The sequence below is a fragment of the Mucilaginibacter phenanthrenivorans genome, from assembly GCF_024721155.1.
In the GTDB taxonomy this organism is placed as follows: Bacteria; Bacteroidota; Bacteroidia; order Sphingobacteriales; family Sphingobacteriaceae; genus Mucilaginibacter; species Mucilaginibacter phenanthrenivorans.
On the sequence record NZ_JAHVAP010000019.1, the window covers coordinates 24,162 to 48,093 of the forward strand.

A 23,932-nucleotide genomic window follows, 5' to 3' on the forward strand; every position below is an offset into this window, starting at 1 on the left:
GAGAAAGTAAGCCCGCATTTTGGTATTGCGCAGATAAACTTAGCCTGTAATTGAAAAAAAATTAAATGCGCTTTTACATGGTGCTTTTCTATCCTAAAAAAAGTTAAAAAAAACTAACCTTTAGCCGCTAATCTCTAATCTCTAATCCCTACCTTTGCGGCTCAAAAAACTTCCTGTAAATGAGCGAGTCAGTGCAAATAAAGAATGCTTTAATTTCTGTTTATTACAAAGATAATTTAGAGCCGATAATTCATGAGTTAAACCGCCTTGGCGTTAACATATATTCAACCGGTGGAACGGAAACTTTTATCCGTAATTTAGGGGTAAATGTGATACCCGTTGAAGACCTAACTTCCTATCCGTCAATATTAGGCGGCCGTGTAAAAACCCTTCACCCCAAAGTTTTCGGCGGCATTTTGGCCCGCAGGAATTTCGCCGGCGATGAACAGCAACTGGCACAATTTGAGATCCCTGAAATTGACCTGGTGATCGTTGATCTTTACCCGTTTGAAGAAACTGTAAAATCGAACGCCGAAGAAGACGAGATCATTGAAAAAATTGACATTGGCGGCATCTCATTGATCCGCGCAGCAGCTAAAAACTTTAAGGATGTTGTGATCGTAGCGTCGAAGGCCGACTACCCGGTATTGGAGGACCTGCTTAAAACTCAAGGAGGAACGACCACAATTGATCAGCGCCGTTCATTCGCTCACAAAGCGTTTAACATTTCTTCAAACTACGATACAGCGATCTTCAAATATTTCAACCAGGAAGAGCCGCTTCCTGTATTCAAGGAAAGCATCCAAACCAGCCAGGTTTTACGTTACGGAGAAAACCCGCACCAGAAAGGTGTTTTTTATGGTGATCTGGATGCAATGTTCACTAAGTTGAACGGTAAAGAATTATCTTATAACAACCTTGTCGATGTTGATGCGGCTGTTGCTTTGATAGATGAGTTTACAGAGCCGACAATTGCTATTTTAAAGCACACCAACGCCTGCGGCATTGCATCGCGCAATTTTATTAAAGAGGCTTGGATAGATGCTTTGGCTTGTGATCCGGTGTCAGCATTTGGCGGCGTTATCATTGCTAATGACGAGATTGATGCAGCAACAGCTACCGAAATCGACAAAATATTTTACGAAGTATTGATAGCCCCGGCGTTTACCGACCAAGCTGTTGAAATACTAAAAGGCAAAAAGAACCGTATTATACTGGTTCGTCAGGCTATTGAATTGCCGAACAAACTGTTTAAAACATTGTTGAACGGCGTTATTGAACAGGACAAGGATGCAGTTATTGAGGGGCCAGCACAAATGACGGCGGTAACCAACCGGAAGCCAACTGAACACGAGCGGCGGGATTTGTTTTTCGCCAATAAGGTTGTTAAGCATACCAAATCAAACACTATTGTGTTCGCGAAAAATGGTCAGCTGATGGCAAGCGGCGTTGGGCAGACGTCAAGGGTCGACTCCCTAAAGCAGGCAGTTATTAAGGCTGAAAGTTTTGGTTTTGATTTGAATGGGGCGGTTATGGCATCTGATGCATTTTTCCCCTTCCCTGATTGTGTGGAGCTGGCTGCCGAAGCAGGAATTACCGCGGTTTTACAACCCGGTGGTTCAATAAACGACAAGCTTTCGGTTGAAATGTGTAATGAAAAAAACATTTCAATGGTTACCACAGGGGTACGTCATTTTAAACATTAATTAATTGAAAAACAGGGTGCGATTTATTAGGATAGTTCGCTTTAATTAGTCTAAATTCGTGAACTTCGTACCCTTATTATTAACTTTGACGCTTATTTTTTTGAAATAAAACCAAATGGGTCTATTTAATTTTTTTACACAAGAAATCGCTATCGATTTAGGTACCGCAAATACCCTCATCATACATAATGACAAAGTTGTTGTTGACGAACCGTCGATAGTAGCTTTCGATCGTACAACAAATAAAGTTATCGCTATAGGGCGCCAGGCCATGCAAATGGAAGGTAAAACCCACGATAATATCCGCACCGTTCGCCCGCTTAAAGATGGTGTAATTGCCGACTTTAACGCTGCTGAGCACATGATCCGCGGGATGATCAAAATGATCAACCAGGGCAAGGGATGGTTCTTTCCATCGCTGCGTATGGTTATCTGTATCCCCTCAGGAATCACCGAGGTTGAAAAACGTGCCGTACGTGACTCTGCAGAGATTGCCGGGGCGAAAGAAGTTTACCTGATCCACGAGCCAATGGCTGCTGCGGTAGGTATCGGTATCGATGTGGAAGAGCCAATGGGCAACATGATCATCGATATCGGTGGTGGTACTACCGAGATCGCGGTTATCGCCTTGTCGGGGATCGTTTGCGACCAGTCTATCCGCGTTGCGGGTGATAACTTCGACTCTGATATTGTACAATACATTCGTCGCCAGCATAACATAATGATCGGTGACCGTACTGCTGAGAAAATAAAAATTGAAGTTGGCGCTGCATTGCCGGAGCTTGCCGATCCGCCAACCGATTTTGCAGTGCAGGGTCGTGACTTAATGACCGGTGTGCCAAAACAGATCATGGTATCATACTCGGAAATTGCGCATTGCCTGGACAAATCAATTTCTAAAATTGAAGAAGCGATCCTGAAGGCATTGGAGATCACTCCGCCAGAGCTTTCGGCAGATATTTACCAAACAGGCATCTACCTTACAGGTGGTGGTGCATTGCTTCGCGGTTTAGACAAACGTATCGCAGCAAAAACCAAGCTGCCGGTTCACGTTGCCGAAGATCCGTTACGCGCCGTAGTTCGCGGAACAGGTACCGCCCTGAAGAATATTGGTAATTTTAAATTCTTAATGCAGTAGGGTAGAGATTAGTTAATTGGAGATTAGAGATTAGGTCTTTTATTGCGGGTTAAGTAATATTTAGCATGAATTCTTTTACTGATCTCGAGGTTTGGAAAAAAGCGAGGATTTTACGAAATAACATCTCTGAATTAACTAAATCATTTCCACCGGACGAAAAATACAGGTTAACTGATCAGATCATTCGATCGTCAAGGTCTGTAGGAAACAATATTGCTGAGGGGCATGGGAGGTTTCATTACGCCGATGCGGCTAAGTTTCTGTTAAATGCACGCGGTTCGGCTGCGGAAACAATAGACCACCTGATTATTGCCTTAGATAGTAATTTTATTAACGAAGAGATTTTAGACTCTTTTAAAAACGATTGTGAGGAATGCATGAAAATGATAAATGGGTATATTTCTTTTTTAAGAAAGCAGGCAGAAGTAAAACCTAATCTCTAACAACAAATTAATAAACGTTTAGGCAACTAATCTCTAATCTCCAATTAACTAATCTCTAACCATGCGTAACCTCTTGATATTTATCACTAAGTATAACGCATTCTTTTTGTTTGTGATTTTCGAGGTTTCGGCGCTGCTGATCTATATCAAATACAACTCTTTTCAAAACGCAAGCTTTATTAATTCATCAAACCAGGTTACAGGTGGATTGTATGCCCGTATCAGTGAGTTTAAGAGCTACCTGTCGTTGAAGGATAATAACGATGCCCTTGCGCTCGAAAATGCCCGGTTGCGTAACCAGCTTAAGTCGTCGTTATACGCCGATACCTTAAATAAGCATAGAGTAGTTGATACCGTTTACAAGCAGCAATATGAATACATTGTAGGCAGGGTGATCAATAATTCAACTAACCGCGCAAATAACTATATCACCATAAACAAAGGCAGTAAACAGGGCATTACGAAGGGAATCGGGGTGATCTGTAGTGCGGGGCTGGTAGGTAAGGTAGTTTTTGTATCCGATCATTTTTCAGTGATCCAATCATTGCTGCATAAGGATTCACAATTCAGCGCGATGCTGGCTACTAACAAGGAGATTGGTTATATCCAATGGAGCGATGAGTTTAATCCGCACAAAGGTTTGCTGCGCGATGTGTCAAACAACGCGGTGCCAAAGGTTGGCGAAAAAGTGGTAACCTCCGGTTATTCGTTATTTCCGGAAGGCATTCCGATTGGCACCATCAGCAGCTTGAAAACTAAGGGTGGCGGCGTTTCATTAAATATGGATGTGGCACTTGCAGTTGATTTTACCAAGCTGCAATATGTATATGTAATTGTCAATAAATTTGCCGCCGAGCAAACGGGACTGGAGGCTCAGCAAAAAAAGGATGAGTAAGACTATCATAGTAAACTTTCTGCGCTTTATAGTACTGGTATTTATCCAGGTTTTTCTGTTAAAGAATATCGACCTGTATAACCTTTCAACGCCATACTTCTATATCCTGTTTATCCTGTTGTTACCGTTTGAGGTGCCTAACGTTTTATTGTTCATCCTTGCATTCATATTAGGCCTCACCATTGATGCTTTTTACGATACACCCGGCCTGCATGCAGCGGCCTGTGTGGTACTCGCCTTTGTCCGTATTTTATTCATCAGCATTACTGTTCAAAAGGATGGCTTTGATAACGAGCCTGAGCCAACTCTAAGCATTATGGGCGTTAGGTGGTTCTTAACCTATGCCGTTGTACTTACCTTTGTTCACCATTTTTTCCTCATCAACCTGGAAGCTTTCAGCCTGTCGCAAATTGAATTCACAATAAGCCGCATTTTATTGAGTTCATTATTTACCGTGTTTTTAATATTAATTTCAGGCCTGTTATTTTTCAAGAGGAAAGAACGTAAATGAATAGTTTTTTTGAGCGACGCTATGTTATAGCTGGGATTTTTATAGCCATTGTTGTTGTACTGCTTGCCCGGCTGTTCTATATCCAGATCGTCGACCCAAAGTATGCCATATATGCCGGTAAAAATGTTTTAAGGCAAACCATTATATACCCTGCCCGTGGGCCGATTTTAGATCGGAACGGGAAAGTGCTTGTACAAAACGAGCCCTTTTATGACATCATGGTCACCCCCCGGGAAGTAAAGCCATTTGATACTGTTGAGTTTTGTAAGCTTTTAGGGATCGACAAAGATGGCTTTAATAAACGCTGGGTAAAAGCATGGAAGAATGGGCCTACACATGAATCCATTTTCGAAAAACAGCTTACGGCGCAAACCTATGCTTCGGTATCTGAACGTTTATCTGAATTTCCCGGTTTTTCAGCAATAACCCGTTATCTCCGTAATTATCCTGATTCTGTAGCCGCTCAGTTCCTGGGTTATATTGGTGAGGTACAACCCAATGTAATTGCGTCGTCCGGTGGATATTACCATTCCGGTGATTTTATAGGGATAACAGGCGTTGAAAAATCCTATGAAAACGTATTGCGCGGACAGCGTGGCGTTAGTAACCAAATGGTCGACTCGCGAGGCCGGTTAAAAGGAAAGTTTGCTAACGGATTGTATGATACTGCTGCAGTTCCCGGGCAACGTTTAACTTCATCGTTAGACATTACCATTCAAAAGCTAGGCGAAAAGCTGATGCAAAATAAGGTAGGCAGCATAGTTGCCATTGAGCCATCAACGGGCGAGATATTGGCTTATGTAAGCAGCCCAACCTATAACCCTAACCTGATGGTTGGCAGGGAGCGTGGTAATAATTCTGCAAAAATGTACGCTGATGTTTATAACCCGCTTTTTGTAAGACCGGTGCAGGCAAAATATCCGCCGGGTTCATCTTTTAAACCACTAAGCGCGCTTATTGCGTTGCAAGAAGGGATCATTACACCGCAAACAACTTATTATTGCCCGGGATATTTTCAGGCAGGCAACAGGAGAGTAAAATGTAATAATGGAGAAGCCCATGGTTTGGTAAACTTAAGCAGTGCAGTGGCAGAATCATGTAACGGCTATTTTTCCATGGTATTCCAGAAGATTATTGAGCACAACGGTATCAAACAAACAGAAGCAACCTATACCGATTGGCGTAATAATGTTAAGAAATTCGGTTTAGGTAGCCGATTGGATCTGGATGTACCAGGCGAAAGCAGGGGTAATGTGCCTACGCCATTGTATTACGATAATCAATACCGTAAGGGCGGCTGGCGTGCGAGTACAATTTTATCACTTGCTATCGGGCAAGGCGAGCTATTGGCAACGCCACTGCAAATGGCTAACCTGGAGTGTACAATAGCCAACCATGGTTATTATTACAAACCTCACCTGGTTAAAGCCATCGGAACTAAAAACGTAATTAAGGAAGAATATAAATTACGCAACTATGTTGGGATAGATTCGGGATATTTTGAACCGGTGATAAATGGGATGCAGGCGGTGGTTGAAAGAGGTACAGGCATCCGGTCAAAAATTCCCGGCATTATTATGTGTGGAAAAACAGGTACCGCCCAAAACCATGGTGGCGAGGCTCACTCTGTATTTGTAGCCTTTGCACCACGGGAAAACCCCAAGATCGCCATAGCGGTTGTTGTAGAGAATTCAGGCGAAGGTGCGCACTGGGCAGCGCCTATTGCCAGCTTTATAGTTGAACAATATTTAAGGGGAAGCATTTCTCCGCGTGAGTCTGGAATAACCGTTGATTATTTTGCAAATGCTAATCGCCTGCCCGATTCGGCACTTTATTATAACCGTTTCAAAAGGAAAGTTTCACCAAAAGATACCGCTAAACAAAAAGCAGATACAATGAAAAAGCCGATAAAAGGCTTAAAGGGAGCATCCCGTCAAAATAAAAAAGATTCGTCAACCAGGCTCCTGGCCGTTTTACCGAAGAGGAAACATGATAAATAGCCAGCGCAGCTTCTTTTTTAATGTGGATTGGGTAACGGTATTTATATTCCTTTGCCTTTGCACCATTGGCTGGTTTAATATTCACGCCGCGGTGTTTGATGAGCGCTACCCAAGTATTATTGATGCGCATACAAATTACGGCAAGCAGTTTACCTTTATAGTGGTTTCCATAGTTGTGGGGGGAATTATATTATTGCTGGAGAGCAGGTTTATTACCGCATTGGCGCCGGCATTTTATATTATAACGTTGCTGCTGCTGGCCATCGTTTTGGTAGTTGGGCGTAATGTAGGCGGTAACCAGGCCTGGATAAATATGGGTGGCGGCTTCAAGCTGCAGCCCTCGGAATTTGCCAAGTTTGCCACGTGTTTATTGCTGGCGCGATATCTGAGCGGGCCCAACATCCGCGTTGCTGAGCCAAAGGCGTTTGCCATAGCGGTGGCAATTATTGGCGTACCCATGTTCCTGATTATGCTGCAGCCCGATATGGGTTCAACGCTGGTGTTTTTATCGCTTGTTTTTGTTTTATACCGCGAGGGATTGTCGCCTTACTTTTTGATAATCGGTGCCTTATTTATTGCGCTGTTTGTAACGTCGATATTGTTTCCACCCCTGGCCGTTATCGGGGTAATTGTAGCGATAACACTTGCTGTTGTTGGTTTATTTCGCCGCAACAAAAAGGTGGTTTACACCATGCTCACTGGTTTAGCTATTTGCGTGGTATTTGTGTTTAGTGTTAAGTTTATTTACAACAGCGTTTTAAAGCCACACCAAAAGGTGAGGATTGATATTATATTAGGCATTAAGAGCGATCTGAGAGGTAAGGGTTATAACCTTAACCAATCAAAGATTGCGATTGGCTCCGGTAAAATGTGGGGTAAGGGTTATTTAAAGGGAACCCAAACCAAATATTCATTTGTGCCTGAGCAAAGTACCGACTTTATCTTCTGTACGGTAGGTGAGGAGTGGGGCTTTGCAGGATCGTTAACCGTGCTGGGCCTCTACCTGTTTTTAGTCCTCCGGCTCATCTTTATTGCCGAGCGACAGCGATCGCCGTTCTCACGGATCTATGCCTATGGGGTGGCCTCGGTAATCTTCTTCCACGTAATGATCAATATCGGCATGACGATAGGGTTGGTGCCTGTAATAGGCATCCCGCTACCATTCATCAGCTATGGCGGATCATCATTGTTAAGCTTTACTATCTTGTTGTTTGTACTCCTGAAACTGGACTCAAACCGGATGGGGATCGTTTAAAAAGGAGTAGCAGGAGTTAGTTGCAGTAGCAGTTTAAATATCCTCAACTAAGGACTGCTACTGCTACTGAAGTCTGCCACTTAAGCATACCTTCTCTTCAGCAATGCATAAAACTTATCCGCCGTGGCTTGCTTGCCCTCCCAGTTGTTTTTGGTAACGTAATTGGTTTTCAGGAACCGTTGGGCCTCTTCGAACGTGTTAAAGCGGTTTAAGATCTCTATCGCTTCGCTGTAGGCCAGGTTGTAACCGTTAAACAGGTCCTTTACATAAAGTAGTTTGTCGTTTAACGTTATGGCAAGCTTAATATCGCTGATGGGTTTTATACTTAATTGTTCGCTTTTTGATGCCTTATCGCCTAACTGCGAAGAGATCTTTTGATTGCGGGTTATTACTTCAGCTTCATCCTTTACAGGTTCTTCAACTACAGTCTTTTCTTCCTGTATTGCTGTCACCGGCTCGGGCTGCACCACTTCGGGTTCAGGCTCAATGGCAATTTCGGGTTCAAAAATGGTTTCAGGTTCTTTTATTTCCGGTTCGGGAACAACTTCAGCTTCTTCAATTATAGTGGAGATTTCCTCTTCCGGTTTTTCAGATTCAGTAATTTCCTCAACAACAGGCTCCGCTTCATCCTCCCAGGTTTCGGCTTCATCTAAAATCAATTCGTGCCTTATGGTTTCCGGCTCTTCACGGATAAAGGAATAGCTATCTTCCGGAGTTCTTGAAGTAAAATCAAATTGAGGTACGCTGCGTTGCTCTTCGGCTGCAACAGGTTGTTCTGCCGGTATTTCAATGGGTTGTTCCTCCTGTTTTACTGGCTTGGGTTCAACGGGTTTTGCTACCTCAACTTCAACCGGTTTTATTGGCGGTTTGGATGTTCTTAAACTTTTTAGATCGGCTACCGGGTTCATTTTCTGAACTACCGGCTCAAAGAATTTCTGCTGATAGGTTTCAGGCTTTTCAACCAGCGGGCGCTTTGGCTTATTTTGTAAGTTAAGCTTGCACAATATTTCTATATGATCGGTTAAGAAGTGCGCGTTTGAAACAAACAACTCAAGTTCCAGGTCGTTCAAATTATCAACTACTGTTTCCAGGTATTCATATTGCTCACTCAGCTCTTGTATAATGCCACCTATCTTTTTAAATACTTCCTTTTGCTTCATGGATCAATGTTGGGAAAATGCTATTCAAAAATAAGATTAAATTCTGATATTTGGGGTTCGGGGAAGCTAAAAGCTGAAAGACTAAAGCGGAAAGCAGAACTGTTTAAAAGTGCTTTAAGCTTTTCGCTTTAAGCTTTTGGCTCGAAAAAACTAACTAAAAGGCGATTCATTGTTTACAGAAGATATTTTTAAGCGGAGGAATGAACTGGGTGGCAGCATCGAGGTGGTTTGTGGTTCAATGTTTTCGGGTAAGACCGAGGAACTTATCCGCAGGCTTAACCGCGCAAAAATAGCCAGGCTAAAGGTGGAGATTTTTAGTCCCAAGGCTGATACCCGTTACGAAGAAAACGCACTGGTATCGCACAATGCAACATCTATTCCATCAACGCCGGTTGAGAACGCATCCTCTATTTTGTTGCTGGCCAGCGATGTGCATGTGATAGGCGTTGACGAGGCCCAGTTTTTTGATGAGGAGCTGCCTGACGTTTGTAATGTGCTGGCAAATCGTGGGGTAAGGGTGATAGTTGCCGGGCTTGATATGGATTTTAAAGGCCGTCCGTTTGGCCCCATGCCTGACATTATGGCCATAGCAGATTCAGTAACCAAGCTGCACGCCGTATGCGTTAGATGCGGCAACCCGGCCATGTATTCATACCGGCTTGTGCCTGGTGAAAGTAAAGTGCTGCTTGGCGAAAAAGAAAGTTACGAGCCAAGGTGCAGGAGCTGTTATAACGATCCGGAATTGAGGTAGCTGTATTGTATCGTTAGGGAGTGATACAGGTGATACAAGCGATACAACATTTCGTTAAAAACGTCATGCAAGTTGTAAAATCCGCTGGATTACGAAGTGGAATGACAAGAAAAGGGTGTCATGCTGAGGCACTCGAAGCATGCGGGCATAGGCCTCTGCACCACGCTTAGCACGCGGATTGGCCTCTGCGCACGTCGCTCTTCGAGTGCCTCAGAGTGACACCCCACCCAAGTTGAAAATAACTTATCATCGGTAAGGAACCAAGCAACCTATACATAGGACAATCAACGAACCTTTATGCTGATGTGACCTTACAACCGCGTGGTTTGTTGCCACAAAATTCCCTTTCCCTGATCTGCATAGTTTAGAGGCTGCTTCGTTCCTCGCAGTGACGAGATAGAAAATCACCCCTCCAAAAAAATAAATCATCACCCTAAAACAAAACCTATACCCTTGATTGTTATGAAGTAAAGGAGCTTGTAAGGTTATGGCCAAAAAGATATTGGTTATTGAGGACGATAAGGACATCAGGGACACTATTGTTTATATCCTGGAAGAGGAGGGGTACGACGTAGTTTCGTCCGGCGATTCCAAGATCCTGAAAAAAGTAACCGAGCATAACCCGGGCCTTATCCTGATGGACAACTGGCTTACCGAATGGAAAAGTGATGCCAACGGCCAGCAGCTGAGCAAGGAGCTCAAAACGAACCCGCAAACTAACCACATCCCCGTTATCATTATTTCGGCAGTAAGCAACATTAAGGAGATTGCCGAAGAGGGCCTTGCCGATTCCTATCTTAAAAAACCATTCGATATGGGTGTGCTTGTTGAAATGGTTAAGAAGTTTGTTATTTGAGTTAGGTTATAAATGTTGTAAGGGTTGTAGAAGTTGTAAATGTTAATGACTTGAGAAAGTTGTAAATGTTGTAAGAGTTATAGAAGTTGTAAATGCTAATGACTTGAGTTAGGTTAAAAAGGTGCAAATCAAACCACTACAACCCTTACAACCACTACAACTCTTACAACCACTACAACCCTTACAACCTCACCCAACTTATTTTCCCCACCATACTAAAATCTCAAAAAATCAGTTTACCTTTACAAACCAATTATTACCAAATTGATATGAATATGAGGAATTTATACTTATTATTTGTTGGCGCGTTGCTGATAACGGCTACATCATGCAAAAAAACGCCTTCTTCTAACAACGGTTCCGGGAACGTTCCCGGTGATACCACCAAGACTAACCCCACAGGCAAGGATGTTCCATCGGGAGTAGGGGATGGGGTAACCTTTATTAATGGCGGCAAATCGGCCATTTTTAACCTGTATGCACCGAATAAAAAATCGGTTACGCTGATAGGAGACTTTAGCAGCTGGTCGACCACCGATACCAAATATGCCATGACCAATTCGGTTGACGGTACCCGCTGGTGGATCCAGATCGACGGGCTTGATCCTAACACGGAGTATGCTTATCAATACTATATCGATAAATCATTAAAGGTAGGCGACCCGTATTGCGAAAAGGTACTCGATCCGAATAATGATAAATATATCCCAACAACGGTATATCCTAACTTAAAGGCATATCCTACAGGAAAAACTACCGGGATTGTGAGCGTTATGCAGGCCAACCAGCCTTACACCTGGAAGAATACCAGCTTTACACGCCCTGATCCTAAAAACCTTGTTGTTTATGAATTATTAGTGCGTGATTTTGTAGCGACGCACAGCTATAAAACATTAACCGATACGCTGAATTACATGAAGCGCCTGGGTGTTAACGCTATTGAATTAATGCCGTTTAATGAGTTTGAGGGCAACGATTCATGGGGATATAACCCGAACTATTATTTTGCGCCTGATAAATACTACGGTACCAAGAACGACCTTAAAGCATTTATTGATGCCTGCCATGGCGCCGGCATTGCGGTGATCCAGGATATTGTATTGAACCACTCGTTCGGTTCATCGCCAATGGTGCAGATGTATGCCGATGCAAACGGCGTGCCGTTGAACAACCCCTGGTATAATTCAACACCTACGCATCCCTATAATGTAGGGTACCAGTTTAACCACGAGAGTGCAGCTACCAAATACTTTGTTAAAAACGTGCTGAAGTTTTGGACGTCGGAATATAAGATAGATGGCTTCCGTTTTGATTTGGCCAAAGGCTTTACACAAACCAATTCGGGTACTGATGTTAACGCATGGGGTAATTATGATGCCAGCCGCGTTGCCATCTGGAAAAACTATAATAACTACATCAAATCCCTCGACCCCAAATTGTACGTGATACTGGAATATTTTGCCGGCAACCAGGAAGAAGGCGAACTGGCTAACGAAGGCATGATGACCTGGACAAACCTGAGCACTCCCGGTGAGCAGGCAACTATGGGCTATAATGACGCAGGTGGCTCATGGGATATTTCGGGCCTGTTTTACGACGGTTACGGATTTACAAACCCTTATGCACTTGTTGCCTACTTTGAAAGCCACGACCAGGAGCGCCTGCAATATAAAAACGGCATGTATGGCAATGCCAGCGGTACCTACAGTGTTAAGGACCTGCCAACAGGCTTAAAGCGCGACGAAATGGGTGCTGCCTTTATGTTCTCATCGCCCGGCCCTAAAATGGTTTGGCAGTTTGGCGAACGGGGCTATGATGTTACCATCGGTACGGATGACGTAAAATTGCAGGATAAGCTGCCGCATTGGGAATACATGAACGATGTAAACCGGCAGCACTTATTTAAGGTGTATTCGCAGATGATAAACTGGAAGAAGAACAACGCCGTATTTACAAGCACCAACTTTAAATATAGCTTGGGGGGAGCCGTTAAAACCATCCAGATGCTGGATGCCTCGAACAACATTGAGGTGGTGGGTAACTTTGGCGTTACGGCAGCCACAACCACAATCACATTCCCATCAACAGGCACCTGGATAGATAATTTTACCGGTACCACCATCAACGTAACATCGTTAACGTTCACCATAACACTTGCCCCGGGCGAATACCATTTGTACAGCAGCTCACCATTGAAATAGTTAAATCAGGGAGTATATTTGATTATCGGGCCGGATGTCTTTAAATAGCGTCCGGCTTTTTTGTTGACAAACAGCAATTTCTATCCAGCGAAAAACAATGACCCGTAGGGTCTACCTCTTTGTAGGATACAAAAGACACGGGGCTAGTGCCTCGTAGAGGCTACCCCTCGTCGTTGTTCAAGGTATCAAATTAAAAAATAGCAGTATCACTTAGATGATGTTTCGTCGGGAATGCATTGCGTACACGGGTAGCCTCTACGAGGCAAAATAATCATGGTAATTGTTTCTACAAAGCGGTAGACCCGATGGGTCATTCACCTGTTCACCCCTGAATCTTATATTCACAATCTCTATCTCAAATAAATCTTACCACCAATTTTTATTAAGTGTATTAAATACAGTCAATATTTCGTTATAACCTGACAATTTATAGTTAGTAATGCTAACTTGTACTGCTTACTTTTAACTTACAATAAATCAATATAAAAACTGCCCTTAAAAATGGTAAAGCAAATAGCATCCCTTATTTTTTTTAGTTCGATACTTTGCGCAGGCAGCTTATCGGCACAACAAAAAGATTACCCCATTCAGCCCGTACCTTTTACACAGGTGCACGTTAACGACAACTTTTGGGAGCCCAAAATGGAGGTGAATGCCAATGTTACCATCCCATACGTTTTGGCGCAATGCAAGGCCAATGGCAGGGTTGATAACTTTCTTCGCGCAGCAAAAATGCTGGATGGCGACAAGGTTAGCGAATACCCCTTTGACGATACCGACATTTATAAAGTAATTGAGGGTGCATCATACGCCATGCAGGTAAAGAGTAATCCCAAACTTGACCGATATATTGATACCCTTATTAACATCATCGGCGCTGCACAGGAGCCTGATGGTTACCTGTACACCTTCCGCACGATAAGTGCCAAAAAACCACATGAGTGGATCGGTGAGAAACGCTGGCAGAATGAAGAGATCCTGAGCCATGAGTTGTACGATGCCGGTCACCTTTACGAGGCGGCTGTGGCACACTACCAGGCTACCGGCAAACGCACTTTCCTTAACATCGCCATAAAAAACGCCGATTTGCTTACCCGCACTTTTGGTTATGGTAAGATTGAGGAATACCCCGGTCACCAGATTGTAGAGATAGGTTTGGCAAAGCTGTACCGTGTTACCGGGAACAAGAAATATTTAGACCTTGCCAAGTTCTTCCTTGATGTTCGCGGACCTAAGGGCGAGGCTTATAACCAGGCGGATAAAAAGGTAGTCGACCAGCATGAGGCTGAGGGACACGCTGTTCGTGCGGCTTACATGTACACCGGTATGGCTGATGTCGCAGCCCTAACCGGCAACCAGCAATACCTGCATGCTATCGACGATATCTGGGATGATGTGGTAGATAAGAAACTTTACATCACCGGTGGTATAGGCGCAACCAACGCAGGTGAGGCTTTTGGCGATCCGTACCAGCTGCCTAACATGTCGGCTTATGCCGAGACCTGCGCTGCCATTGCCAACGTGTACTGGAACAGCCGCATGTTTTTATTGCACGGCGATGCCAAGTATGTTGATATTTTAGAACGTACGCTGTATAATGGTTTGCTGTCGGGTGTATCATTGAGTGGTAACAGGTTCTTTTATCCGAATGTGTTGTCGTCCATGAGCCAGAACCAGCGGAGTGCGTGGTTTAGCTGCGCTTGCTGCATCAGCAACATGACGCGCTTTTTGCCATCCGTTCCGGGCTATGTGTATGCGCACGATAAGAACGACCTCTATGTAAACCTGTTCATGAGCAACAGCACTGATATTACCCTTACTGCCGGCAAGGTAAACCTGGTGCAAACCACCGATTACCCATGGAAGGGCAAGGTAGATATCGCCGTAAATCCTGAAAAAAGCAGCACGTTTACCCTGCGTGTCCGCATCCCCGGATGGGCGCTTAACAAACCTGTTCCCGGTGGCTTGTACACCTTTATGGATCAAAACCCTGCCCCGGTGGTCATCAGCGTAAATGGTAAACCGCTGGCCTATCAAACCGAAAAAGGCTATGCCGTAATTGCCCGCAAATGGAAAAAAGGCGACGTGGTGACCATGAACCTGCCGATGGAAACCGAAAAGGTATTGGCCAATAAATTGGTTAAGGCCGATGTTAACCGCTTCGCCTTTCAGCGCGGGCCGATAGTGTATTGTTTGGAGGGTCCGGATAACCGCGACAGCACTGTGCAGAACATCACCGTAAATAAAATGGCGGCAAGCAATGCCCTGTACAAACCCGAAATGCTGAACGGCGTAGAGATCATTACCGCAGAGGGACAGAGCAGCAAACGCCAGCTAAATACCGATAAGCTGATAGAAACCGACCAGCCGGTTACCGCCATCCCGTACTATGCCTGGGCAAACCGTGGCCCGAGTGAAATGACGGTTTGGATCCCTTATGAAGCATCGGCATCTATGCCAAAGCCTGCCCCAACCATCGCCAGCACCAGCAAGGTATCAGGCTCCATAAAAAATAAACGGATGCTGAAAGCGCTGAACGACCAATATGACCCAGCCGACAGCAAGGACGCCAGCATGCCTTACCTGCATTGGTGGCCAAAGCAAAACACTGCCGAGTTTGTGCAGTACGACTTCGACAAGGCGCATACCGTTTCCGAATCAAAGGTTTACTGGTTTGACGACGGCCCCTTCGGCGGCTGCCGCATCCCGGCTTCCTACAAGATCTTCTACAAAAGCGGCGACCAATGGTTGCCCGTAAAACCAACTACGCCATACACCATTGAAAAGGACAAGTACAACGTGCTCACCTTTGAACCGGTTGAAACCACTGCATTGAAGATGGAGATCCAATTACCTGCTGATAATTCAACGGGGATCCATGAGTGGGAGGTGCGTTAGTTGATTAGAGGTTAGTTAATTAGAGATCAGAGGTTAGAGATTAGTTGATCGGAGGTTGGATAGGTTGGTGGTGACAGTTGCGCCGGCGCCTCTCTCTCCGCGCGTCATTGCGAGGAACGAAGCAAACTCTACGTAGGACAATCAACGGGCCTTTATGCTTGGGAGACCTTGCAGCCGCCTGACTGCTTGCCACAATATTTTCGTTCCCTTATCTGTATAGTTTAGAGTTTGCTTCGTTCCTCGCAATGACGTGAAGATAATTTCATCGGTTAAAAAACTACCCTAAAAGGGGGTACATGGTGAATGCCAAAGCTGTTATATTGCCCACGCAATCAAACACTTAAATTAACCATCTTACCTATGAAACGTCAATTTATTACAACCCTGCTCGTATTGATCACTGTTGCTGCTATCGCTCAAAAACGATCTGCAAAAAAGCCGGCGCCTATTGTATCAGACGCTAAGTTTCATGTGGTGGTAGACTACAAGGGACATAAAGAATTTTTCTCGACCCAATATCAAAACCACGACGGCATGCTGTACCCGGTTGATAACAATGGTAAGCTGACGATCTTTTTTGCTGCCGATAACGACAAAACCGACGACCGCCTCTCGGTAAGCGGCGTGATCACCGCCGCCGAACAGCGGTCTTTCTCATTTGACGATAACTCCGCCCACCTGTCTATCATGCTCTCAAATTACCCGGACGTACCCGCTTTTGAATTGAGTGGCGGCAATATAACCATAACCGCTATGCCCCTTAAAGGCGGCCAGGTACGCGGCACCTTCACCGGCTCCGGATTTACTGTAGACAACAACGGCCAACGGGTAGATTATTCCCTTACAGGTGATTTTAGTTTAACGAGGATGTGAGTTGGTTAATTAGAGGTTAGTTGATTAGAGGTTAGGCTTGTTTGTTGGCGATGTTCTCTCTTCGCGCGTCATTGCGAGGAACGAAGCAACCTCTAAACTATGCAGATCAGGGAACGGGGAGATTGTGGCAACCAATCAGGCGGCTGTAAGGTCTCTAAAAACATAAAGATTCATTGATTGTCCTTTGTAGAGGTTGCTTCGTTCCTCGCAATGACGCGCGGAGAGAGGGCATCATAACAATTCTCCCCCCTCATACTTAAACCTCAATCCGCACGTTATCAACTAAATAAACCTAATCAAAATGACCAACCTACGAAAGAATTCCGCAAGGCGGCTGTACAGGTATGTATTGCTGCTGCCTTTTTTTGTATTAAGCCTGTGTTTTGTTCATGCTGCAAAGGCCATTGCGCCGGTAGTTAAAACCGCAGTTGCCGATACTACGCCCATGAAAGCCTTTGAGGGCATTTACCAGCTCAAAAGCAACCAGTATGGCTACGTACAAATTACTGTCGCCAATAAAACGCTGATTGCCAAAGTTATTGATGGTAAAAAGCAATTTGTTTTAACCCGCAAAAGCGACCTCGCCTTTGAAACCCTCGATGATGATGGTGACGAAACGATCCCAATCACATTCACCAAAAGCGATGCCGGCGAAATTACCGGGGCAGCCGTGGCCGACAAAGACCAACTTACAAGGGTTAAGGATTATAAACCCGTAAAGGCGCTGCAACTTACCGCCGATCAGCTTAAGGCCTACCAGGGCAAGTATGAGTTTGACCAAAGAAAAGGCACCTTTTTAACCATAACCGCCACCGCCGATGGCCTGGTGCTCAAAGAGCTTTGGGACAACAAGGAGATAAACTTCATCGCCGTAGCCGATAACGAGTTTTTCAATAAAGATGCCATGTTTCCGCTAAAATTTACAAAGGACGCAAGCGGCAATGTTACCAAAGTGCTGGCCTTTAACCGGGATAGCTGGGATAAGGTGAAGGAGTAGTTGATTAGTTGGGGTTAGTTAATTAGAGGTTAGTTGGGGTTGTGCGGAGTGAATCCCACCAACCTCATATAATTCCTGCTGTATCGCTTGTATTGTTGTGTGGAAACGATACAGCGATACAGTACACCACCACGTCATTGCGAGGAACGAAGCAAACTCTAAACTATGCAGATCAGGGAGCGAAAATATTGTGGCGACCAATCAGGCAGCTGTAAGGTTCCATCAGCAAAAACTATGCAGATCAGGGAGCGAAAATATTGTGGCGACCAATCAGGCAGCTGTAAGGTTCCATCAGCATAAAGGTTCGTTGATTGTCCTTTGTAGAGGTTGCTTCGTTCCTCGCAATGACGCGCGGAGTGAACAGGCGGCAAACAATTAACCACCATCCCAACCTAATCTCTAATCTCCAATCAACTAATCTCTAGTAACTACCTCCCAAAATCATAAAACTTCCACTGCGTAGTAAAATCGCGGGTAAGCGCCTGGTTAATTAGGGTGGCGCGTACCATTTCTATCGGCATGGTGTTTTCTTTGATGATGGCATCGTGGAATTGTTTGTAGGTCATTTTACCGCCGTCAACCATTTCGCGTTTCAGGCTCATGAGTTGCAGGCCGCCGGTTAGGTAGGCCACCTGGTACAGCGGGCTATAGCCCCCCTGGAACGATCTGCGTACTTCGCCTTCGGCGTTGGCGCGTTCATGGCCCACGCGATCTACCAGGAAGTCGATGCATTGCTGGGGTGTCCAGTTGCCGAGGTGATAGTTGAGCGAGAAGATGATGCGGGCGCAACGGTGCATGCGCCAAAACAACATGCCGATGCGCTGCTCGGGCGTTTGGGCAAAGCCCTGGTCATACAATAACAATTCCCAATACAGGCTCCAACCCTCAATCCAGAACGGTGTGTAGAACATATTGCGGTAGCTTTTGTAGCGGCTGTTCATGAAAAATTGCAGGTTGTGACCGGGCAACAGCTCGTGCTGCACCGTTCCGCGACTAAAATACGGGTTGTTGCCGCGCATGCTCATCAGCTTGTCGGCCTCGTCCATGGTGTTGGTAGGGTAGCTGATGATGATCTCGCTGCCACCCAAAAAGAAAGGGTTAACCAGCTGCTGTTGCGGCGTCATCATCGTCATGCCCCATGTTTCTTCGGCAAGAGGCGGTATGGTGATCAGGTCGTGGCCCTTGATGAAGGTAAGGGCATCGTTATACAGTTTCAGGATGGCTTCGGGTTGCTTGCCTGCCGGTACGTAGCTGTTCTTAACTTTCTCCAAAGCCTTGTGCCAGTCGTTACCGAAGCCCATTTCGTTGCTGGCCTTCAGCATTTCCTTGTCGCAAAAAGCAAATTCTTTGTTGGCCAGTTTGATCAGTTCTTCGGGCGAGTAGGGGATCATCTCGGCCTTTAGCTGGCGCACCAGCTCGTCGTGCCCAACGGGTACACCCTTAATGCCGCTGCTGTCGGGCTTTTGGGTGGTGTTTATCTTGCCCTTGCTGAGCAGCAGGGTTGCATATTTATCAAGCGCGGTATCCAGCTTTTGGTAAGGCTTTGGGATCCACCAGGTAAAGGCAGGATCATAGCCATTATAAAAATCGTAGAAGCTTTTAAGGCGGCTCTTCAAACCAAGCACCGCAGCTTTTCCCTTGCGTGCCAGCGGCATATCCAATGATTTTACCGATGCAAACGAGGCCTGTGCAGTGTTAACTTCTTTAATAATGTTGTTCAGCTCGAGGGCAACCTCCTGCCCATCCAGCGAGATACCACGACGGCGTTTCTTTTCCAGCTGGTAGATCTCATCGGCAAAGGGGATGTAGGCGGTTATCTTGTTGTATTCATCGTCATCAAGCTTAATAGCGCCCAGGTCGAACACGATCTGTTTCTTCAGCAGGGTGTAATCCACCTTGCCATAAATGCTCATGTTGTCGAAGTCGCTTTGCTTCAGCTTTTCCAGGTATTCGTTGCCGATGTCGTTCAGGCGTTTGCGTTCCTCGGGCGATGTCTGTACCGACTGGTTCTCATAGCCATCGATAGACGTATAGGGCGAATAAAAACTGCGGATGGCATCCATATCCTGCCCATACTGGATGATCAGTCCAGACACCTCGCTGGCCTGCTCATACATCGGTGATTTCGCCGGAACGGTTTGTGCCGATGCCAGGCCTATCCACCCAAAAAGAATAGAAAATATAAGCGCCGGTTTTATCAAATGTTTGAATTGTTGTTGTAGATTTTTGACGTGCATAGTCGCAGTGATTTGTTTGCCAGGGTGAAATATAGGATAAATTAATGCAGGATAAAAATAGGCGCGCATCATGAAGTTTACTAACGGAAAATTGGCAGGTTGTAGCGGAATATTGGCGGGAGGGGAGGTCCATGGTCCATAGTCCAAGGTGAGGAGGAATTTTAATGGTGGAAAAGAAAGGGCTTGTGCGATTCCCTCCCTTGGGAGGGCTGGGAGGGGTTTCTGCGCCAAGCTTTTGGGGGTATCATAGTTCAAGAAACCCCACCCTTCTCCGCCCCAAGGCGGGAATCGCACTGGCCGCTTCTTTTATGCGACGCTTCGCGTCTTTATATCGATATAAAAGAAAATTCATTTTTTATGCTGATTTTAGCCCTACCAATAAATACACCATGCATACACTTAAAACTCTTTTAATAGCTACCACCATCACCCTCATAAGCTATACCGCAACCCATGCCCAGGCAAAACCCATCAACACAAAAGCCGACTTCGATGCCGGTCGTGCTAAGATCGATTCGTTGGATGCCCAAATGATAAAAACCATTGGCGAACGGGAGCAGATTGTAAGGGAAATAGGTATTTACAAAGCCAAAAACCACATTGCACCTTTGCAGCCCGCCCGGTTTCAACAGGTGGTTGACAAGGCAAAGGAGGCTGGTAAAAAAGTGGGCCTGTCTGCCGAGTTTATCGAGAAGCTGATGAACGCCATCCACGATGAAAGTTTAAAGCTGGAAGAGCCTGCGGCAATGCACAATGAATAACCTGGATTATGAAATTTAAGCAATGTTTTTTGGTGTTTTTTATGCCGATGTGCTTTGCAGCCAACGCACAAACGTTACCGGTATGGAACGCTGCAGGCCATCCTGGCATTGCGCAGGATTGGCTGGTAAAACCCGTGGCCACCAAAGCCGGTGTTTTTAAAACAGCTGATGGCAGGGACATTGTTTTATACAACGGCCTGCTGAAGCGGGTGTTCCGGATTACGCCTAATATTGCCTGTACTGATTACACAAATCTTACTACCGGACGTCAATTATTGAGGGCAATACGCGAAGAGGCAAGGCTCGTGATAAACGGCAAAAGTTATAACGTTGGCGGGTTGAAAGGTCAAAAGGAAAAGGCTTATTTGCTGCCGGAGTGGGTGGATAGTTTTACTGCCGATCCGCAGGACTTTGCTTATGTATCCTATGAAGTTAAGCCGATAACGGCGCAGCTTGCCTATAAAAGCACCAACTGGAGCCCTGGTACAAAGTACGGAACAGGTAAGGCGATCTCGTTTTTGTTTAAGGCAGGTGCACCGGAGCTGGCGGGACTTGAAGTAAGGGTGAACTACGAAATTTACGATGGGATGCCTTTGATAGTTAAATCGCTGTCGATAGCAAACAAGGGGGATAAGACGTTCAAGCTGGATAGGGTGGTTAACGAAGTGCTGGGCATGGTAGAGGAGGATAGCGCGGTTGATGGCAGCCTTGAATCGATGAAGAAGCCGCAGGGCATTTATTTCGAAACCAATTACGCCTACAACAACGCTATGCGCTATACCCAAAGCGACCAGACGAGCCACTGGAAAACGGATTCGACTTATACCTCGCAGGTGAATTACAATTTGAAAACGCCGGTACTGTTCGAGAATTATGAAGACAAAGCGCCGGGAATTGAATTAGCGCCCGGCGAACAGTTTAACTCGGTACGCACCCATGAACTGCTGATGAACAGCTATGACCGTGAAGCAAGGGGAATGGCGGTGAGGCGGATGTACAGCGCCGTAGCCCCATGGACGCTGGAGAACCCGATATTTATGCACCTGGTGAGCAAAAACGACGAACAGGTGAAAACGGCTATCGACCAATGCGCGGCAACAGGCTACGAGGCATTGATCCTGAGCTTTGGCAGTCATTTAAATGTGGAGGATACCAGCGCTGCAAACGTTAAACGCTGGAAACAAATGGCGGATTATGCGCACAGCAGGCACATTAAGATCGGCTGCTACAGCCTGTTCAGCTCGCGTTCCATCAACCCCGAGACGGATGTTATCGACCCAAAAACAAATAAACCCGGCGGTGCTTTTTTTGGCAATGCACCCTGCTTTGGCAGCAAATGGGGGCTGTGGTACCGCGATAACATCGAGCACTTTTTTGCAGCAACCAATTTCGATATTTTTGAGAACGACGGGCCGTACCCCGGTGATGTTTGCGCCTCAACAACCCATCCCGGCCACAAGGGATTGGACGATTCGCAATGGCGGCAAATGGAAATTCAGAAAGGCCTGTACCACTGGCTAAAGCAACGCGGTGTTTACATCAACGCCCCCGACTGGTACTTTTTAGATGGCAGTAATAAAATAGCTATAGGCTATCGCGAGGTGAATTTCTCTTTGCCAAGGGCGAATCAAAAGATCCTTAACCGCCAGAATATTTTTGATGGCACCTGGGATAAAACGCCCTCAATGAGCTGGGGTTTTGTGCCGCTTACCCAATACCAGGGCGGTGGCGCTGCTGCTACCCTTGAGCCGTTGTCTGCGCATTTAAAAGATTATGAACAACTGATGATGCAATATTACGGAAGCGGTGTCCAGGCCTGTTACCGTGGGCCAAGGCTATACGATACAAAGGAAACCGAAGCGCTGGTAATAAAAGTGATCAGCTGGTATAAAAAGTACCGCGCAATTCTGAGTTCGGATATCGTACACCTCCGCCGTGCCGATGGCAGGGATTGGGACGGGATCTTGCACGTAAATCCTGCCTTAAAAACCAAAGGAATGATGATGCTGTACAACCCAACCAAGGAAACCATAACCCGTACGGTTAAAATACCATTGTATTATACAGGATTGACAACAGTTGCTAATGTGCGGGTAAAAGATGGCGCAATTAAAACCTACAAGCTAAATCGGGATTATACCATCGATTTTACATTTACCATTGCGCCAGAGGATTATACGTGGGTGACGGTAGAGTAGGCGTGTATCGCGTGTATCGTCTGTATCGTTGTATTGGTTCCCTGGGCGATCCAGGACACATTTAATATGCACAACAATGAAGTTCGAAAATAACTGGCGCAATAAAACACTTGAAGCCCTTGAAAAAAGTAATTGGGGACCTGATACTTTTGGTAGCCACCTGACAAGTACAATACATCAACTCAGAAAGAAGGTATTAAACGATTTTACAATTGAAGACCTGCGGATAGCAATTGGCCAGCAAATGGGATTGACCTACCTTATTCCAATTGCACTTGAAGTTTTAAAAGATGATCTCTTTGCCGAAGGTGATTTTTATGAAGGCGATCTGTTACAAGCTGTTTTGAACATCGACGGGAGATTTTGGAATGATAACATGGCGTATCGGCTTGAGATGTGTTCTTTGATAGGGCAGTATGAAGAGGAAATACAGGAAAGAAAGATTGATGCAACAGTTTTTTTAACAAAGTAAAAACACAAACGGTAGATTAATAATTTAAATAGGTAAATTAGCGTTAAATTCAATACTATGGATTTGCAAGCGGAAAAATTAAGTATTCTACAGGCCATCATGAACATTAATGATGAGGGCCTTATTATGGATGTTAAAGCATTTTTATCCGACAGAAAAACAGATTGGTTTGACGAATTAACGGAAGATCAGCAAAAAGATGTTTTAGAGGGTTTAGCCGAAGCTGACAGAGGAGAGACTGTTCCCCATTCGGAAGTGGTAAAAATGTACAGCAAATGGGGCCTGAAATAGTATGGACAAAGAAAGCTATTAAGACATTTGATAACAGAATAGCTTATTTGGAAGAACATTGGACAGAAAAGGAAATACGGAATTTTATTGCACGGGTAAGTGAATATTTAACAACCTTGCGAACTCAACCGTTAATGTTTCGTAAATCAACAAGGCTAAAACATACCCATATTGGAGTTATTATTAAACAGGTTTCCCTTGTTTACCGCGTTAAGCCCAAAAGCAATACCATTGAATTAATTGCCTTTATTGACAATAGGCAGAATCCTCAACGTCAAAATTATTAGCC

Annotated in this window: 21 protein-coding genes; 19 read left to right on the forward strand and 2 right to left on the reverse strand. The window is 45.1% G+C overall.

The features are described from left to right. Positions 1 to 179: 179 nt before the first annotated feature. The 7 genes from purH (at position 180) to rodA (ending at position 7,948) form a co-directional block, all read left to right on the forward strand. Entirely contained in the window at positions 180 to 1,706 is a 1,527-nt protein-coding gene (purH, locus tag KXD93_RS28645; protein WP_258140997.1) for a bifunctional phosphoribosylaminoimidazolecarboxamide formyltransferase/IMP cyclohydrolase, read from the forward strand. Between the two features lie 115 nt (positions 1,707 to 1,821). Further along, positions 1,822 to 2,844: a rod shape-determining protein gene (locus tag KXD93_RS28650; RefSeq protein ID WP_073405201.1), complete on the forward strand. Its 1,023-nt coding sequence runs from the start codon at positions 1,822 to 1,824 to the stop codon at positions 2,842 to 2,844. Positions 2,845 to 2,909: 65 nt separating this feature from the next. Continuing rightward, positions 2,910 to 3,287: a four helix bundle protein gene (locus KXD93_RS28655; protein ID WP_258140998.1), complete on the forward strand. Its 378-nt coding sequence runs from the start codon at positions 2,910 to 2,912 to the stop codon at positions 3,285 to 3,287. 61 nt (positions 3,288 to 3,348) lie between these two features. Next, positions 3,349 to 4,182, forward strand: coding sequence for a rod shape-determining protein MreC (mreC, locus tag KXD93_RS28660; protein WP_258140999.1), 834 nt, complete (start codon positions 3,349 to 3,351; stop codon positions 4,180 to 4,182). Beyond that, the gene (gene mreD, locus KXD93_RS28665; protein WP_258141000.1) at positions 4,175 to 4,693 is read left to right on the forward strand and encodes a rod shape-determining protein MreD; all 519 of its coding nucleotides are present in this window, start codon (positions 4,175 to 4,177) and stop codon (positions 4,691 to 4,693) included. The genes mreC and mreD overlap by 8 nt, the downstream gene beginning before the upstream one ends. Next, positions 4,690 to 6,693, forward strand: coding sequence for a penicillin-binding protein 2 (mrdA, locus tag KXD93_RS28670; RefSeq protein WP_258141001.1), 2,004 nt, complete (start codon positions 4,690 to 4,692; stop codon positions 6,691 to 6,693). The genes mreD and mrdA overlap by 4 nt, the downstream gene beginning before the upstream one ends. Further along, positions 6,683 to 7,948 carry a rod shape-determining protein RodA gene (gene rodA, locus KXD93_RS28675; RefSeq protein WP_258141002.1) on the forward strand — a complete coding sequence of 422 codons (1,266 nt, stop codon included), beginning with the start codon at positions 6,683 to 6,685 and terminating at the stop codon, positions 7,946 to 7,948. The genes mrdA and rodA overlap by 11 nt, the downstream gene beginning before the upstream one ends. A gap of 80 nt (positions 7,949 to 8,028) precedes the next feature. Here the strand turns inward: rodA and KXD93_RS28680 are convergent, their stop codons facing one another. Further along, entirely contained in the window at positions 8,029 to 9,108 is a 1,080-nt protein-coding gene (locus tag KXD93_RS28680; RefSeq protein WP_258141003.1) for a DUF8457 domain-containing protein, read from the reverse strand. 169 nt (positions 9,109 to 9,277) lie between these two features. Between KXD93_RS28680 and KXD93_RS28685 the strand changes: the two genes are divergently transcribed. The 7 genes from KXD93_RS28685 (at position 9,278) to KXD93_RS28715 (ending at position 17,984) form a co-directional block, all read left to right on the forward strand. After that, positions 9,278 to 9,859, forward strand: coding sequence for a thymidine kinase (locus KXD93_RS28685; RefSeq protein ID WP_258141004.1), 582 nt, complete (start codon positions 9,278 to 9,280; stop codon positions 9,857 to 9,859). A 487-nt stretch (positions 9,860 to 10,346) separates the two neighbouring features. Further along, positions 10,347 to 10,715: a response regulator gene (locus KXD93_RS28690; protein WP_258141005.1), complete on the forward strand. Its 369-nt coding sequence runs from the start codon at positions 10,347 to 10,349 to the stop codon at positions 10,713 to 10,715. A 275-nt stretch (positions 10,716 to 10,990) separates the two neighbouring features. Next, on the forward strand, positions 10,991 to 12,916 hold the full coding sequence (locus KXD93_RS28695) for an alpha-amylase family glycosyl hydrolase (RefSeq protein WP_258141006.1): 1,926 nt from the start codon (positions 10,991 to 10,993) through the stop codon (positions 12,914 to 12,916). Positions 12,917 to 13,417: 501 nt separating this feature from the next. Beyond that, on the forward strand, positions 13,418 to 15,814 hold the full coding sequence (locus KXD93_RS28700) for a glycoside hydrolase family 127 protein (RefSeq protein ID WP_258141007.1): 2,397 nt from the start codon (positions 13,418 to 13,420) through the stop codon (positions 15,812 to 15,814). 360 nt (positions 15,815 to 16,174) lie between these two features. Then, positions 16,175 to 16,687: a hypothetical protein gene (locus KXD93_RS28705; protein ID WP_258141008.1), complete on the forward strand. Its 513-nt coding sequence runs from the start codon at positions 16,175 to 16,177 to the stop codon at positions 16,685 to 16,687. 301 nt (positions 16,688 to 16,988) lie between these two features. Beyond that, a complete protein-coding gene (locus tag KXD93_RS28710; protein ID WP_258141009.1) occupies positions 16,989 to 17,684 on the forward strand; it encodes a hypothetical protein in 696 nt (231 codons plus the stop codon). Between the two features lie 165 nt (positions 17,685 to 17,849). Next, positions 17,850 to 17,984 (forward strand): hypothetical protein, encoded by a 135-nt coding sequence (locus KXD93_RS28715; protein WP_258141010.1) that lies wholly within the window; start codon positions 17,850 to 17,852, stop codon positions 17,982 to 17,984. A 128-nt stretch (positions 17,985 to 18,112) separates the two neighbouring features. On the opposite strand, the gene KXD93_RS28720 is transcribed toward KXD93_RS28715, so the two are convergent. Further along, on the reverse strand, positions 18,113 to 19,921 hold the full coding sequence (locus KXD93_RS28720) for a DUF885 family protein (RefSeq protein WP_258141011.1): 1,809 nt from the start codon (positions 19,919 to 19,921) through the stop codon (positions 18,113 to 18,115). Between the two features lie 389 nt (positions 19,922 to 20,310). On the opposite strand from KXD93_RS28720, the gene KXD93_RS28725 reads away from it, so the two are divergent. From KXD93_RS28725 to KXD93_RS30680, 5 genes are all read left to right on the forward strand, one after another. Continuing rightward, entirely contained in the window at positions 20,311 to 20,682 is a 372-nt protein-coding gene (locus tag KXD93_RS28725) for a chorismate mutase (protein ID WP_258141012.1), read from the forward strand. Positions 20,683 to 20,690: 8 nt separating this feature from the next. Next, positions 20,691 to 22,880, forward strand: a complete 2,190-nt coding sequence (locus KXD93_RS28730) for an alpha-galactosidase (protein ID WP_258141013.1) — start codon at positions 20,691 to 20,693, stop codon at positions 22,878 to 22,880. A 76-nt stretch (positions 22,881 to 22,956) separates the two neighbouring features. Continuing rightward, a complete protein-coding gene (locus KXD93_RS28735) occupies positions 22,957 to 23,352 on the forward strand; it encodes a contact-dependent growth inhibition system immunity protein (protein WP_258141014.1) in 396 nt (131 codons plus the stop codon). 57 nt (positions 23,353 to 23,409) lie between these two features. Beyond that, the gene (locus KXD93_RS28740; RefSeq protein WP_258141015.1) at positions 23,410 to 23,643 is read left to right on the forward strand and encodes a hypothetical protein; all 234 of its coding nucleotides are present in this window, start codon (positions 23,410 to 23,412) and stop codon (positions 23,641 to 23,643) included. Beyond that, positions 23,628 to 23,930 carry a type II toxin-antitoxin system RelE/ParE family toxin gene (locus KXD93_RS30680; RefSeq protein ID WP_373417380.1) on the forward strand — a complete coding sequence of 101 codons (303 nt, stop codon included), beginning with the start codon at positions 23,628 to 23,630 and terminating at the stop codon, positions 23,928 to 23,930. The genes KXD93_RS28740 and KXD93_RS30680 overlap by 16 nt, the downstream gene beginning before the upstream one ends. The last annotated feature ends 2 nt before the right edge of the window (positions 23,931 to 23,932 follow it).

Bases quoted from the DNA above. Each gene is read 5' to 3' on its own strand.
- purH (WP_258140997.1), top strand. From the start codon at position 180: ATGAGCGAGTCAGTGCAAATAAAGAATGCTTTAATTTCTGTTTATTAC.
- KXD93_RS28650 (WP_073405201.1), top strand. From the start codon at position 1,822: ATGGGTCTATTTAATTTTTTTACACAAGAAATCGCTATCGATTTAGGT.
- KXD93_RS28655 (WP_258140998.1), top strand. From the start codon at position 2,910: ATGAATTCTTTTACTGATCTCGAGGTTTGGAAAAAAGCGAGGATTTTA.
- mreC (WP_258140999.1), top strand. From the start codon at position 3,349: ATGCGTAACCTCTTGATATTTATCACTAAGTATAACGCATTCTTTTTG.
- mreD (WP_258141000.1), top strand. From the start codon at position 4,175: ATGAGTAAGACTATCATAGTAAACTTTCTGCGCTTTATAGTACTGGTA.
- mrdA (WP_258141001.1), top strand. From the start codon at position 4,690: ATGAATAGTTTTTTTGAGCGACGCTATGTTATAGCTGGGATTTTTATA.
- rodA (WP_258141002.1), top strand. From the start codon at position 6,683: ATGATAAATAGCCAGCGCAGCTTCTTTTTTAATGTGGATTGGGTAACG.
- KXD93_RS28680 (WP_258141003.1), bottom strand. From the start codon at position 9,108: ATGAAGCAAAAGGAAGTATTTAAAAAGATAGGTGGCATTATACAAGAG.
- KXD93_RS28690 (WP_258141005.1), top strand. From the start codon at position 10,347: ATGGCCAAAAAGATATTGGTTATTGAGGACGATAAGGACATCAGGGAC.
- KXD93_RS28695 (WP_258141006.1), top strand. From the start codon at position 10,991: ATGAGGAATTTATACTTATTATTTGTTGGCGCGTTGCTGATAACGGCT.
- KXD93_RS28700 (WP_258141007.1), top strand. From the start codon at position 13,418: ATGGTAAAGCAAATAGCATCCCTTATTTTTTTTAGTTCGATACTTTGC.
- KXD93_RS28705 (WP_258141008.1), top strand. From the start codon at position 16,175: ATGAAACGTCAATTTATTACAACCCTGCTCGTATTGATCACTGTTGCT.
- KXD93_RS28710 (WP_258141009.1), top strand. From the start codon at position 16,989: ATGACCAACCTACGAAAGAATTCCGCAAGGCGGCTGTACAGGTATGTA.
- KXD93_RS28715 (WP_258141010.1), top strand. From the start codon at position 17,850: ATGCAGATCAGGGAGCGAAAATATTGTGGCGACCAATCAGGCAGCTGT.
- KXD93_RS28720 (WP_258141011.1), bottom strand. From the start codon at position 19,921: ATGCACGTCAAAAATCTACAACAACAATTCAAACATTTGATAAAACCG.
- KXD93_RS28725 (WP_258141012.1), top strand. From the start codon at position 20,311: ATGCATACACTTAAAACTCTTTTAATAGCTACCACCATCACCCTCATA.
- KXD93_RS28730 (WP_258141013.1), top strand. From the start codon at position 20,691: ATGAAATTTAAGCAATGTTTTTTGGTGTTTTTTATGCCGATGTGCTTT.
- KXD93_RS28735 (WP_258141014.1), top strand. From the start codon at position 22,957: ATGAAGTTCGAAAATAACTGGCGCAATAAAACACTTGAAGCCCTTGAA.
- KXD93_RS28740 (WP_258141015.1), top strand. From the start codon at position 23,410: ATGGATTTGCAAGCGGAAAAATTAAGTATTCTACAGGCCATCATGAAC.
- KXD93_RS30680 (WP_373417380.1), top strand. From the start codon at position 23,628: ATGGGGCCTGAAATAGTATGGACAAAGAAAGCTATTAAGACATTTGAT.